15 protein-coding genes and 1 other RNA gene are annotated in these 12,742 nt (G+C 40.7%); 14 read left to right on the plus strand and 2 right to left on the minus strand.

Features of this window, described 5'->3' with window-relative positions:
• Positions 1 to 108 precede the first annotated feature (108 nt).
• Positions 109 to 873: a DUF3891 family protein gene (locus tag KC820_RS08935; protein WP_212370346.1), complete on the plus strand. Its 765-nt coding sequence runs from the start codon at positions 109 to 111 to the stop codon at positions 871 to 873.
• Positions 874 to 942: 69 nt separating this feature from the next.
• On the opposite strand, the gene KC820_RS08940 is transcribed toward KC820_RS08935, so the two are convergent.
• Positions 943 to 2,226: a glycoside hydrolase family 18 protein gene (locus KC820_RS08940; RefSeq protein WP_212370347.1), complete on the minus strand. Its 1,284-nt coding sequence runs from the start codon at positions 2,224 to 2,226 to the stop codon at positions 943 to 945.
• 108 nt (positions 2,227 to 2,334) lie between these two features.
• Here KC820_RS08940 and tadA point away from each other — a divergent pair, with 108 nt between their 5' ends.
• From tadA to recR, 6 genes are all read left to right on the plus strand, one after another.
• Positions 2,335 to 2,805, plus strand: a complete 471-nt coding sequence (gene tadA, locus KC820_RS08945; protein WP_212370348.1) for a tRNA adenosine(34) deaminase TadA — start codon at positions 2,335 to 2,337, stop codon at positions 2,803 to 2,805.
• 79 nt (positions 2,806 to 2,884) lie between these two features.
• An RNA gene (gene ffs, locus KC820_RS08950) (signal recognition particle sRNA large type) lies at positions 2,885 to 3,151 on the plus strand.
• A 62-nt stretch (positions 3,152 to 3,213) separates the two neighbouring features.
• Positions 3,214 to 3,990: an aspartate dehydrogenase gene (nadX, locus tag KC820_RS08955; RefSeq protein WP_212370349.1), complete on the plus strand. Its 777-nt coding sequence runs from the start codon at positions 3,214 to 3,216 to the stop codon at positions 3,988 to 3,990.
• 208 nt (positions 3,991 to 4,198) lie between these two features.
• The gene (dnaX, locus tag KC820_RS08960; protein ID WP_212370350.1) at positions 4,199 to 5,896 is read left to right on the plus strand and encodes a DNA polymerase III subunit gamma/tau; all 1,698 of its coding nucleotides are present in this window, start codon (positions 4,199 to 4,201) and stop codon (positions 5,894 to 5,896) included.
• 12 nt (positions 5,897 to 5,908) lie between these two features.
• Positions 5,909 to 6,226, plus strand: a complete 318-nt coding sequence (locus KC820_RS08965) for a YbaB/EbfC family nucleoid-associated protein (RefSeq protein WP_212370352.1) — start codon at positions 5,909 to 5,911, stop codon at positions 6,224 to 6,226.
• Between the two features lie 12 nt (positions 6,227 to 6,238).
• On the plus strand, positions 6,239 to 6,835 hold the full coding sequence (gene recR, locus KC820_RS08970) for a recombination mediator RecR (RefSeq protein WP_212370354.1): 597 nt from the start codon (positions 6,239 to 6,241) through the stop codon (positions 6,833 to 6,835).
• Positions 6,836 to 7,208: 373 nt separating this feature from the next.
• Here the strand turns inward: recR and KC820_RS08975 are convergent, their stop codons facing one another.
• Positions 7,209 to 7,760, minus strand: coding sequence for a hypothetical protein (locus KC820_RS08975; RefSeq protein WP_212370356.1), 552 nt, complete (start codon positions 7,758 to 7,760; stop codon positions 7,209 to 7,211).
• Between the two features lie 194 nt (positions 7,761 to 7,954).
• On the opposite strand from KC820_RS08975, the gene KC820_RS08980 reads away from it, so the two are divergent.
• The 7 genes from KC820_RS08980 (at position 7,955) to holB (ending at position 12,739) form a co-directional block, all read left to right on the plus strand.
• Positions 7,955 to 8,221, plus strand: a complete 267-nt coding sequence (locus tag KC820_RS08980) for a pro-sigmaK processing inhibitor BofA family protein (protein WP_144089343.1) — start codon at positions 7,955 to 7,957, stop codon at positions 8,219 to 8,221.
• A gap of 87 nt (positions 8,222 to 8,308) precedes the next feature.
• A complete protein-coding gene (locus tag KC820_RS08985) occupies positions 8,309 to 8,488 on the plus strand; it encodes a sigma factor G inhibitor Gin (RefSeq protein WP_186279657.1) in 180 nt (59 codons plus the stop codon).
• A 281-nt stretch (positions 8,489 to 8,769) separates the two neighbouring features.
• Complete coding sequence (locus KC820_RS08990) at positions 8,770 to 10,206, plus strand: aminotransferase class I/II-fold pyridoxal phosphate-dependent enzyme (RefSeq protein WP_212370358.1); 1,437 nt, start codon at positions 8,770 to 8,772, stop codon at positions 10,204 to 10,206.
• Between the two features lie 14 nt (positions 10,207 to 10,220).
• Complete coding sequence (gene tmk / locus KC820_RS08995) at positions 10,221 to 10,853, plus strand: dTMP kinase (protein ID WP_212370360.1); 633 nt, start codon at positions 10,221 to 10,223, stop codon at positions 10,851 to 10,853.
• A 71-nt stretch (positions 10,854 to 10,924) separates the two neighbouring features.
• Positions 10,925 to 11,254: a cyclic-di-AMP receptor gene (locus tag KC820_RS09000; RefSeq protein WP_212370361.1), complete on the plus strand. Its 330-nt coding sequence runs from the start codon at positions 10,925 to 10,927 to the stop codon at positions 11,252 to 11,254.
• 29 nt (positions 11,255 to 11,283) lie between these two features.
• On the plus strand, positions 11,284 to 11,724 hold the full coding sequence (locus KC820_RS09005) for a YaaR family protein (RefSeq protein ID WP_212370362.1): 441 nt from the start codon (positions 11,284 to 11,286) through the stop codon (positions 11,722 to 11,724).
• A gap of 28 nt (positions 11,725 to 11,752) precedes the next feature.
• Positions 11,753 to 12,739 (plus strand): DNA polymerase III subunit delta', encoded by a 987-nt coding sequence (gene holB, locus KC820_RS09010; RefSeq protein ID WP_236782594.1) that lies wholly within the window; start codon positions 11,753 to 11,755, stop codon positions 12,737 to 12,739.
• Positions 12,740 to 12,742: the final 3 nt, after the last annotated feature.

The raw sequence follows: 12,742 nt of genomic DNA on the forward strand, positions 1-12,742 counted from the left end.
TGAACCGCCGTATACGGAACCGTACGTACGGTGGTGTGAGAGGTCGGAGGTTAACTACCTCCTCCTACTCGATTTTGTACATACTCCTTTAACAATGAGGTGAATTGAGTGATTGTAACGAAAAATGATCAATCTTTTCGGATGTTTACACAGCATGATCATGCAAAGGTAAGTGGAGAAATTGCGAAACATTGGCCGAGTGAATTGTTTTTATCAGAGCAATTGCGTGAAGAAGTGGAGTTTGCCATTACGCAACATGATCGAGCTTGGATTCCGTTGGATGATCAACCAACGTGGAACGAAGAAAAACACGAACCGCACTCTTTTATGAATTATCCGATAGAACCAAAGATCGAACATTACCAAAAGGGTGTAGATGAAGTGCGAAGCGAGTCGAAATATGCGGGTTTACTTTGCAGTCATCACTATTTGTCGTTTTTTGATCATTCAGCTGAAGATCCAGTAATTCAGCAGTATATTTCCCGGGAAATGAAAAAGAATGATCAAATTAAAGAGGAACTCGGTGACCAGTTTAACGAGAAGGCATTTGATTTTCACTTTCATTTATTGCAGTTTTGTGACGATTTATCGTTATATTTTTGCCTGAATGAACCGGGAATCGACAAAGAAAATGAGACGAAAATGTTTAAACATGGTTTTCGTCAACAGTTTAAAGGTGTCGAGGAGAAAATCATAGCTTATTGGGAAGAACCTAATCGAATTTTATTGAACAACGGACCATTTAAAGAAACATTTTCATTAGAGGTTCCTTATAAGGAAATCTCAAAAGCTGAGATTAATCAAAATGGATTGAAACAAGCGTATGAATTGGCAGAGACAAAGGTTAGGGAAGCGAAAATTGAATCTGATTGATGAAAATTTTGATATGTAAGCATTAAAAACACCCAGACTTTCATTCCGTCTGGATGTTTTGACTGTTTATTAAACATTTTTAACGATCGCAAACTGATCTTGAAGCAACAGCCAATTTTGCGGGAAAGCCAAGCCTAGCTTCCAATAACTAATGCCACGGAGGTTCAGCTCTCTGATTAAGTCAAATTTAGCTTGAATCGAGCGTGCATCTTCAAACCAAACTTCGTGTTGATTTCCTTCTGCGTCCCAATACGTAAAGAAAGGTGCCTGAGGTTCCTCATCGTATTGAATGGCTTGATTCATAGAACGTGCGAGTTGGATTGCCTGGTTTGGACTAAGTGCCCGAGCATATTCCCCGCCAGGTTCATAAGGAAGCGTCCAATCATAACCATAGAGATTTTGTCCGAGCAAAATTTTCTCAGCAGGCATTTCAGTAAGTGCATATTCAACGACTGCACGAACCGGACCGATTGGACTGACAGCCATTGGTGGGCCCCCACTATATCCCCATTCGTAAGTCATTAGTACAACCATATCGGCGATCTCGCCATGAGCTTTGTAATCGTGCGCCGCATACCATTGTCCAGGCTGGTCCGCTCTGTTTTTCGGTGCTAATGCTGTAGATAATAATAAATCATTGGCTTGTAATCGTTGTTTCGCTCGCCGCAAAAAATCATTATAGCTTTCCTTTAGCTCTGCAGGCAGGAATTCGAAGTCAAAATGAACGTCACGATAATTCATTGCTGTCGCTGTTTGGATGATTTCATCCAAAAGCGTTGTTTGCACCGTATTATCGGTTAAAATGAGACGGCCAAGCTCCTCACTGAAAGCCCCTTCTTCTAGGTTCGTTATAACCATCATTAAAGCCGCTCCGTTTGCTTCAGCAATTGCAGGAAAATCATCAAGTGGTGGAGGATTTAATGTACCATCTCGGTTCACCCGATACGTAAATGGTGCCAGATAAGTTAAGTACGGAGATTTTGAGCGTGCAGATTGTTGCAACCTTTCACTGACGACTCCTCCAGAAGGCTCGATGTACGCATTGGAAACAATCGGTCGCTCAGCAGGTTTCGGAACTGCCAGCACCTGCCCGATTAAAAGAGGTGCTTCTAAACTCAAATCATTATAGGCTGCAAGTGTTTGATAGGTTGTATTCAGTTTTTGTGCAATCAAATATAAGCTTTCACCTGGCTGGACGGTATAAGAATCAATCGGAATCACTAATGCTTGCCCAACCACTAAGTCTTCTGGTTGATCCAATTCATTTGCTTGGACAATCAAATCAACAGCAGTTTGATAACGTTGAGAAAGTAAATAGACGGAGTCTCCTCGAGAAACGGTATGAATGATCAATCACGTACACTCCTTTTTGCACAGTATATGTTATATTTATGTGTACGAATAGAAGTTATGACTTGGAGATTCAGCCATAAAAAAGCTAAATAAAGGAGCTGGCCGCCAATGGACATTTATTGGATGGAAAAAGCAATAGAACAAGCAAAAAAAGCTGAAGCAATCAATGAAGTACCAATCGGGGCAGTCATTGTCCATGACGGTGAAGTGATTGGAAAGGGATATAACCGGAGGGAAACAGACCAACATAGTTTAGCTCATGCTGAAATGATGGCTATCCAAGAAGCGAATCAAACGATAGGGAGTTGGCGTTTAGAAAATAGCACGCTCTATGTAACACTTGAACCTTGCCCAATGTGTGCTGGAGCAATTGTTCAATCGAGAATACCACGAGTCGTCTATGGGGCAGCGGATCCGAAAGCAGGATGTGCTGGTACGTTGCTGAATTTATTGGATGAAAAGCGTTTTAACCATCAATCAGAAGTCATATCAGGAGTGCTGCAAGAACAATGCTCAGAACTGTTGAAAACGTTTTTTAAAAACTTAAGAAATCAAAAGAAGAAGAATGCGGATAAGTAAGTTTTACCGATTGCATTTTTCCTCAAATCGCTATATACTAGGTAGTGCACTTCAATTAGGAGTGCATATTCAATACTTGCCGTGCTAGGTGGGGAGGTAGCGGTGCCCTGTAACCCACAATCCGCTATAGTGGGGCTGAACTCCCGTTCGAGGCCAGGTCATTGTATGGCCTGCCGCAAGGGCGCAGTGTTGACGCTTGGGTCCTGCGCAATAGAAACTCGCGAACCCTGTCAGGTCCGGAAGGAAGCAGCAGTAAGCGAACCCTTCTATGTGACGCAGGATCGCCTGGGCCGAGCTGCAAACTTGCGTAACGCATATGATGGCCTGGTCGACAACGGGTGCACGGTGTTACATACAAAAATCAAGGCTTACCTTAATCGGTAAGCTTTTTTTATAGGGTGAGTGTCAATGAGAGTAGGTTTAATTGGTGCAGGAACCATTGGTACGTATTTACTTGATGAGCTTTCCAGAAAAAAGGATCAAGATATACGAATTACTAGTGTGTTCGTCCGTAACTTAGAAAAATATCAATATCTAGAGGAACGGTATGATGTGGAATTATACACATCTGTCGATGAATTTTTAGATTCATCAATCGACGTCGTTGTGGAAGCTGCAAATGTTCAAGCGGCTAAAGAAGTGCTACCAGACGTTGTGAGCGAGAAAGAAACCGTATTAATCAGCATTGGTGCGTTAGCGGAAGAGACCTTCTTAAATGAAATAACAGAGATTATCAAAGCAAAGAATCATCGAATTCACTTACCTTCAGGAGCTATCGGTGGTTTAGACCTCATTGAAAACGTTACTGAAGCGGGAGTCATCGAAACTGTATCTCTAGTGACAAGAAAACCAGCCCATACGCTGTTGAGCGAACCGACCGATGAAACAAAGGTTGTTTTTGAAGGGAATGCAGCGGAAGCAATTAAACAATTTCCTAAAAACATCAATGTATCGATTGCATTAGCACTAGCTGGAGTTGGCTTGCGACAAACGAAAGTAACTCTTTTGGCGGATCCGAATTTGGATAAAAATATACATTCTATCCAAGTGAGCGGTGATTTTGGTACAGCTTCGTTTGAGATAAAAAACAATCCATTTCCATCAAACAAAAATACAAGTTACCTTGCTGCTGTAAGTGTCCTTGGTACATTAAAGAAAATGACCAAAAAGATCAATATCGGTTAAGCTTATAAAATTATTTAATCAAAAACAGTTAATGAAAAATTTGTTCATAAAAAAGGAGCGTCCAGGCGGAATTAAAACCGGATGCTCTTTTTTTGGCTTATTTTTGGTGAAACTTCGTTCTATTCAAGAAATGAAACAATATTAAAATCCTGTCCGATTCGAGCAAAATCAGTTATAATAAAGAGAGAATTTTAAAGGAGAAAAACTCATGGCATATCAAGCGCTCTATCGCGTATGGCGACCAACAGATTTCCGCGATGTCGTCGGACAAGAGCATATTACCCGCACCCTGCAAAATGCATTATTGCAGAATAAAGTTGCGCACGCCTATTTGTTTACTGGCCCTCGTGGAACCGGTAAAACAAGTGCTGCAAAAATTTTCTCGAAGGCCATCAACTGTGAACGTTCACCAGTCGAGGAACCTTGTGGAGAATGTTCAGCTTGTCAAGGCATTCAAGATGGAACGGTTTCCGATATTATTGAGATTGATGCTGCATCGAATAATGGTGTGGATGATATCCGGGAAATCCGTGACAAAGTGAAGTATGCACCGACGTCTGTCAAATACAAAGTGTATATTATTGATGAAGTACATATGCTTTCACAAGGTGCGTTTAATGCGTTGTTAAAAACATTGGAAGAACCGCCGGAGCATGTCATATTCATTTTGGCGACAACGGAACCGCATAAGATTCCGCTTACGATTATCTCACGTTGTCAGCGATTTGATTTCAAGCGGATTTCACAGCAGGCCATAACTGACCGATTGAAGTATATTTTAGATGAAGAAGACGTTCAATATGAAGAGAATGCGATGATTCATATCAGTTTGACTGCTGAAGGTGGTATGCGTGACGCGCTCAGTTTACTCGACCAAGCGATTGCCTACAGTGATGACTCGACGATTTCAATGGATGATGTACTTGCTGTGACAGGGTCAATTGCCCAAGAGCATCTATTTACATTAACAAATGCATTATTAGAGCATAATGCAAAAGAGACCTTGCAACTGTTAGATCATCAACTGCAATCCGGTAAAGATCCAGGTCGCTTTGTCTTTGACTTTATCCACTACCTTCGAGACGTACTGATGTATAAAAGCTCTCGGGGACAAGCTGAAGTACTTGTACGAGCCATTCCAAACGATGAATTCAAAGAGCAGACGGAAAAAGTTTCTCGACATTGGCTCGAGACAGCAATTGGAATTTTAAATAAAACGCAGCAAGATATGCGCTGGACCAATAGCCCGCAAGTTTTGCTTGAAGTTGCACTATTGGACCTGCAAGAAATTGACCTTCATACGACGGAAGATCGACCAGCGGCACCTGCAGAAGATACAGCTGTTCTACAAAGACAAGTTGCCCAGCTTGAAAAAGCATTGAATCAGTTGAAAGAACAAGGTGTTCAGGTGAAACAAGAGCCTTCGCCTGTGAAGGAAACCAAGCGGAGGACGAATCGAGGCTCTGGTTATAAAATTCCATATGAAAAAATCCGACGAACACTCACGGAAGCGACGAAGGAAGATATTCAAAATGTGAAACAAAATTGGGCGAACTTCATGGACCAGCTGAAGCGGAATAGTCCGCCAGCTCACGCGAAATTGGTCGATAGTAAGCCGCGAGCCGCTTCAGGTGACTCGTTGATTATTTCTTTCCGTTATGAAATCCATTGTTCATTAGTCATGGAAAATCAAACTATGATAGAATCACAATTGAGTGAGTATACTGGAAAGCATTTAACGATTATTCCAGTACCAGAAACAGAATGGACAACAATTCGAGAAGACTTTTTAAACCAACAACAAACGGATGAACCAGCAAAACAAGAAGAAACTGAAGAAGATCCTTTAGTCGCTGAAGCCCGAAAGCTTGTTGGAAACGAACTACTTGAAATAAAAGAATCTTAAGGAGGCATTTATATGCGTGGTGGAGGAAACATGAATAATATGATGAAACAAATGCAAAAAATGCAAAAGAAAATGATGGCGGCTCAAGATGAGCTACATGAAATGACATTTGAAGCAACAGCTGGTGGTGGCATGGTGAAAGTCATCGCCAACGGTAAAAAAGAAATTACAGATGTTGAAATTAATGAAGAAGTCGTTGATCCAGATGATGTAGAAATGCTACAAGACTTAATTCTTGCAGCAACGAACGACGTCATGAAGCAAGTGGAAGACACGACGAATGAAAAGATGGGTCAATTTACTAAAGGTATGAACATACCAGGCTTCTAGGAGGCACGCTTCATGTATTATCCAGAACCGATATCAAAGCTCGTCGACAGTTTTACAAAACTGCCAGGCATTGGTCCGAAAACAGCCGTCCGCCTGGCTTTTTTCGTGTTAACGATGGAAGAAGATGATGTGTTGGAGTTTGGGAAAGCACTCGTCAATGCGAAACGTGAGTTAACTCATTGTAGTAACTGTGGGCATATAACCGATAAGGACCCATGTAATATTTGCACGGATCCAAATCGAGATAACACGCTTATTTGTGTCGTTCAAGATCCAAAAGACGTGATCGCGATGGAAAAGATGAAAGACTTCCGAGGGAGATATCACGTATTGAACGGTGCGATTTCACCAATGGACGGAATTGGACCGGAAGACATTAACGTCACATCGTTGATTGAACGCTTAAAAGATGAAGAAGTAGAAGAACTGATTTTAGCGACAAATCCGACAGTTGAAGGTGAAGCGACAGCGATGTATATTTCCCGGTTAGTGAGACCGTCTGGAATCCGTACAACCCGAATTGCCCATGGATTACCAGTCGGAGGAGACTTGGAATATGCGGACGAAGTAACATTGTCCAAAGCTTTGGAAGGTCGACGGGATTTATAAAACAATCCGCACTGTTCCTTTTTATGGGAGCGTGCGGATTTTTTCATAGGTGGTCATTCTAGCTCGCGTGGCAAGAAAATAAGCTAGAAAGATCGAATAGAAAAGTTCTATACGCCCGATCGAGCAAGAAAACAAGCTGAAAGGTCGAATAGAAGTGCTCTATACGCCCGAATGAGCAAGAAAACAAGCTGAAAGGTCGGATAGAAGTGCTCTATACGCCCGAATGAGCAAGGAAACAAGTTGAAAGGTCGAATAGAAGTGCTCTATACGCCCGAGCGAGCAAGGAAACAAGCTGAAAGGTCGAATAGAAGTGCTCTATACGATCGAATGAACAAGAAAACATGGCAGAAAGTCTTATAGAAAACACACTAGACTATCCCTCATTTTTATTAACATACCGGTACCATTGGATGTCCTTGAATTCATGAACAGGAACGTACTCACTATTTAAAATCAGTAGATTATAGCTAGCATCTTCCCCTGAAAGGTTTTTCATTAAGCTTGCTGACAATTTCTTGTTCCATTTGGTGTGGATGTTCGTTTGATAAGAGAGGTTTTTGTTGGCTGGAATAGGACCTTTTACAGGTTCTGATATGTAAATTCCCGTATATTCACGAAAAACCTCTGGATATTCAATAGCAAAGTAATAATCTTCATGCTGACGAAGTAAATCATAGAGGTTTTGAGAAAGTGTGAAATAAAGTTGGATGATCAGTTCCTTCTCTTGTACATCCATTTCTAGCTGATTGATTGTAAAGTTCGGAGGTATGAATTGTTCTTCTAAAGAAATGTTTTCTTCATTAGGCGTCTCTTCATTTTGCTTTTTCGGTACGTCTTCTGGCTGGCTAGACGTTTCTAGGTCTACACTTTGGTTACATGCAACTAAAAATATTAAACCGACTATTAAAAAGCATCTTTTCTTCATATGTTCCTCCTTATCATATTAGAATATAATGCTAGAAAGTTCACGTTAAACTTGTAAAAATTTTCTACATTTACTATATCACAATCAATATATTTAAAAAATTACCAAATTGAAAAATAGATAAACAATCTGTTCTACTTAAAATACACACAACATAAAATGACAATAGAGTAATTGCAGAAAGGGGATGTCAGATGGATCCTATCGTTGTCATTTTAGCAATTGTTGCATTGATTGTGCTTGTTCTGTTTTTTGGTCCGCCGTTGAAGTTGATGCGTTTTGCTTCCAAAGGAGTCGTACGGCTGGTTATTGGTGCATTGTTTATTTTCTTTGCCAATGTATTTGGGTCGATGTTCGGTCTTCATATACCCATTAATATTTTCACCTCATTGTTTGTTGGGTTTCTCGGTCTATTTGGTTTAGGAAGTTTAGCAGCCATTCACTTTTTGATTCTTCCTTAACAATTTCTATTAAAAATTTCATAGATTTATGTATAAATGCTTCTCGTCCTGGACAAGCTAGTAGATAAAGAGGAGGGGAAGTTATTTATGAGAGAATCTATGAAAGTTTGCAAGGTTTGTGATCAGCCGAAGCATGAAGGATTACAGCTGTTATATGCGTTTATATGTACGGATTGTGAGAAGGAAATCATCAATACATCGCCAGAAGAAGAACGTTATGATTACTATGTTGAACGGTTAAAAGCATGCTCCTACCAAAAACAGTAGGAGTTTTTTTCTTTATATGTACCCTTATATGAAAAATATGAGACTACTGTTGGCGTTTATAAGCCCGTCTGAGATATTTATGTGACCAATAGAAGAATTTATAATACTTAGTTTGTGAATTATGTTCCCAAATTGAAAATATATGGTCCCTTGATTGAGTGAGAGTGGCCCAGTGTCCCAAGATTGAAGTATATGCACCGCCATTCGATTAAGGTAGTAGCTTTTCAATTGTGGGTGGCTCTGCTATGCTCGATATAAACGAGTGTGAAGAGGAAATAATCATGAATCAATATCAAACCCCTTTATTTGATAAATTAATAGAACATACAAATGAGAACCCTGTCTCATTTCATGTTCCAGGACATAAAAATGGACGTGTGTTTCCATCGCAGAAGATAAATCCATTCCAAGAAATGATGACGTTTGATTTAACGGAGCTATCCAACTTGGATGATTTGCACCAACCTGAAGGTGTCATTCAGGAAGCAGAAGAATTGGCAGCAGAATACTTTCAAGTAGAACGGACGTTTTTTCTCGTGAATGGTACGACTTCTGGGAATCTAGCGATGATTTTAGCGACTTGTTCGCCAGGGGATGAAATTCTTGTTCAGCGAAACAGTCATAAATCAATCATGCATGCCCTGGAATTAGCAGGGGCTCAGCCAATTTTCGTTTCACCAGATTATGATGAACAAGTGGACCGTGTATCGATTATTTCACGTGAAACAATCCGAGAGGCTATTAACCGCTATCCTTCCATTAAAGCGGTTGTTTTGACGTACCCGGATTATTTCGGGTCGACATATGATCTGGAAAAGATTATTGAGCTTTGTCATGAAAATAACCTCCCCGTAATGGTCGATGAAGCGCATGGAGCACATTTACGGTTGGGTACTCCGTTTCCCAAATCGGCTATTGATTGTGGAGCAGATGTGGTTGTTCATTCTGCTCATAAAACGTTACCGGCGTTAACGATGGGGTCCTATTTACACGTTTGTAGCAGCAAGCGCATTTCAACGAAACGGATTGCGCATTATTTGCAAATGGTGCAAACGAGCAGTCCGTCGTATGTTGTGATGGCTTCTCTTGATTTGGCGCGGTACTTTTTGGCGACATGTACGAAGAAGGACTTGGAAGCAACGTTTACGCAAATCCAAAAGATTCGGGAACTGCTCAGTTCGTTACAAAACGTATCGATGCAACCGATTCGTCCGGGGATTGATGATCCGCTGAAAACAACATTGCATTCAAATGACATCGATATGCGAGAGATTGATGCTCAACTACAAGCGAATGGCATATACGCTGAGATGGTACAAAATAATCAATTATTGTTGATTCATGGCTTCTATGATGAACAATTTGATTTTTCTCGTCTACAACAGGCAATAAAGTCGGTAAATACGCTCAAGTTAAACGATTTTCATGGTAAAATAACAAGTAGACATGCAGAAAAAGATATTCAGCGATTGGAATTGAGTTATCAAGAGCTCCACCATTTGGAAACGGAATGGGTTCCGTGGTCAAAAGCAGTCGAACGATTGGCTGCGGAGACCATCACACCCTATCCACCGGGGATACCATTGATTCTTCGGGGGGAACGGATTCGAGAAAAAGATCTCGAGGTTCTCCATTCAAAAGAACAGCTATTCCAATCAATTCAATATGACGGATATGATTTAACACGTGGAATGACAGTTTATCGAGAACAAATATAGAGGAGTTTATGTGCGTGAGTGGATTATTTATTACATTTGAAGGCGTTGAAGGGGCAGGAAAAACGACTGCTCTTTCCTATATACATAACCAATTGACTGAAGCGGGCTATCAAGTGATTCAAACTCGTGAGCCAGGTGGAATAGAGATTGCTGAAAAGATTCGGGATGTCATCTTAAACCCTGAACATACAGCAATGGAGGCTCGTACCGAAGCTTTGCTGTATGCTGCAGCCCGGAGACAACATTTAGTCGAGCGTGTTTTGCCAGCATTGGAAGCAGGAAAAATCGTCCTTTGCGATCGCTTCATCGATAGTAGTCTTGCGTATCAAGGCTTTGCGAGAGGCCTTGGCATTGACGAAGTATACGAAATGAACCGGTTTGCCATTCAAGATTCAATGCCTGACTTAACCGTTTTATTTCGAATTGACCCTGTGAAAGGATTAGAACGAATCGCTGCGAATAAAGATCGCGAGCAGAACCGATTGGACTTAGAGAAAATTGAATTTCACCAAAAGGTTTTTGATGCTTATGAATTGTTGATCGAGCGCTTTCCAAATCGTATTCAATCAATCGATGCTAGCCAATCAGCCGAAGTTGTTCAAAATGAATGTTTAAAATTGATCAAAAACCAATTAAATGTGCGTTAAAAGTATTTACTAGTGATAAAATCCCCTAAAGCTTGTTATAATGATAGAAAAGGATCTGAAGGAGGTTAAGGATGAAACTAGTCCTTGCTGTAGTCCAAGACAAAGATGTGAGCCGGTTACAAGATGCGTTATCGGAAAAAGAGTTCAAGACGACGAAATTAGCATCAAGCGGTGGTTTCTTAAAAGAAGGGAACACGACGTTAATGATCGGTTGTGACGACGACCAAGTTGATGCGGCTCTTGATATTATCCGTGATAATTGCAGTCAACGTGAACAAATGGTTGCACCAATTTCGCCGATGGGTGGAAATGCAGATTCCTATATCCCACGACCTGTTCGAGTGGAAGTTGGCGGAGCAACGGTGTTTGTATTACCTGTAGAATCGTTTTTTAAATTTTAATTGCCTCATGTAAAGGTAGGTAGATCGTTATGAAGATCACTCAAGATCTCCAAACCAAAATCGATACGAATCAAACGAAACGTGTGAATACTTCACAATCTTCACAAGCTTTTTTATCGATGGTTGGACAAGAACGAGATAAACTACAGGGAGAACAGCTGACGAAGTTTCTTAACCAAATACAATCACAAGGTGAGAAAATCGCGAAATTCCGTTCGTTTAAAGATTTAGCTAAATATAAACGAATGATTCATGAATTTATCGACGAAGCTGTCAAGCATGGTATGACGTTGAAACAGTCGAGAAGCTGGGACCTGACAGGCGGAAATCGACAACTTACATTGGTCGAGCAAATAGACGAGAAGTTGATGAACTTAACCGACCAGCTTTTAGATCAAGAAAAAGACTCGCTCGATTTGTTGAAAGTAATCGGTGAAATTAAAGGATTGCTAGTAAACTTATACGCTTAAATCGATTTAAATAGATAGGATGGGCATGATGAACTGGTCAACACTAGGCGAAAAACAACCTGTCGCAACGAAAATGTTGCAAAACAGTATTCAAAAAAACCGAATAGCACATGCCTATTTGTTTCATGGGCCTAGAGGGACTGGCAAACGGGAGGCCAGTCTTTTATTTGCCATGCGCTATTTTTGCGAAAATCCGCAAGAAAATGAAGAACCTTGTGGTGAGTGTGTGGCTTGCAAACGAATTCAATCGGGAAACCATCCGGATGTGCATTGGATTAAGCCAGATGGTCAATCCATCAAAAAGGAACAGATTGAGTTTTTGCAAAAGGAATTTACATATTCAAGCTTTGAGTCTGATTCAAAAATTTATATTGTTGAAGAAGCGGACAAAATGACCGTTAACGCAGCAAATCGGTTGCTCAAATTTTTAGAAGAGCCGAGCAGGCGAACATTGGCCATTCTTTTGACAGAGCAGGTAGACGCGTTGTTGGATACGATTTTATCCCGTTGCCAGCGCATTCATTTTTATCCGCTCGCACAAGAGGCTTATTTACAACAATTGCGTGAAGAAGGACTCAGTGAAGCAAATGCTCGATTGGCATCAGCGCTACGTTTTGATTTAATTGAGGCGAAAGAAATACAAAGTGATGAGTGGTTTGCGAATGGCCGAAAAATAGTGGTACAATTAATGGATAGGATTGTCCAGTCTAATGAGGAATCCTACATATATCTCCATCAAACATGGATGCAACATTTCGATGGTCGACTGCAGCATGAAAAAGGTCTTGATTTGTTGCTTGTATGGTTGAAGGATCTCGTTTATTTACACTTAGATGAAAAGGAACAACTAGTCTTCATTGACCAAATGGATCGACTGGAACAGCAACAAGCTCATTTGCCGTTACAGCGGATTAAAGCGGCAATTTATGAAGTGTTGCAAACGAAACGAAGATTGGCGATGCATGTCCATCCAACATTGGCAATGGAGCAACTAATCCTCAAAATGGAGAGGTGAATA

Source organism: Allobacillus saliphilus (assembly GCF_018138385.1).
Lineage (GTDB): Bacteria > Bacillota > Bacilli > Bacillales > Alkalibacillaceae > Allobacillus > Allobacillus saliphilus.

Bases quoted from the DNA above. Each gene is read 5' to 3' on its own strand.
- tadA (WP_212370348.1), top strand. From the start codon at position 2,335: ATGGACATTTATTGGATGGAAAAAGCAATAGAACAAGCAAAAAAAGCT.
- KC820_RS08980 (WP_144089343.1), top strand. From the start codon at position 7,955: ATGGATCCTATCGTTGTCATTTTAGCAATTGTTGCATTGATTGTGCTT.
- KC820_RS08965 (WP_212370352.1), top strand. From the start codon at position 5,909: ATGCGTGGTGGAGGAAACATGAATAATATGATGAAACAAATGCAAAAA.
- nadX (WP_212370349.1), top strand. From the start codon at position 3,214: ATGAGAGTAGGTTTAATTGGTGCAGGAACCATTGGTACGTATTTACTT.
- KC820_RS08975 (WP_212370356.1), bottom strand. From the start codon at position 7,760: ATGAAGAAAAGATGCTTTTTAATAGTCGGTTTAATATTTTTAGTTGCA.
- KC820_RS09005 (WP_212370362.1), top strand. From the start codon at position 11,284: ATGAAGATCACTCAAGATCTCCAAACCAAAATCGATACGAATCAAACG.
- holB (WP_236782594.1), top strand. From the start codon at position 11,753: ATGAACTGGTCAACACTAGGCGAAAAACAACCTGTCGCAACGAAAATG.
- KC820_RS08985 (WP_186279657.1), top strand. From the start codon at position 8,309: ATGAGAGAATCTATGAAAGTTTGCAAGGTTTGTGATCAGCCGAAGCAT.
- KC820_RS09000 (WP_212370361.1), top strand. From the start codon at position 10,925: ATGAAACTAGTCCTTGCTGTAGTCCAAGACAAAGATGTGAGCCGGTTA.
- recR (WP_212370354.1), top strand. From the start codon at position 6,239: ATGTATTATCCAGAACCGATATCAAAGCTCGTCGACAGTTTTACAAAA.
- dnaX (WP_212370350.1), top strand. From the start codon at position 4,199: ATGGCATATCAAGCGCTCTATCGCGTATGGCGACCAACAGATTTCCGC.
- KC820_RS08990 (WP_212370358.1), top strand. From the start codon at position 8,770: ATGAATCAATATCAAACCCCTTTATTTGATAAATTAATAGAACATACA.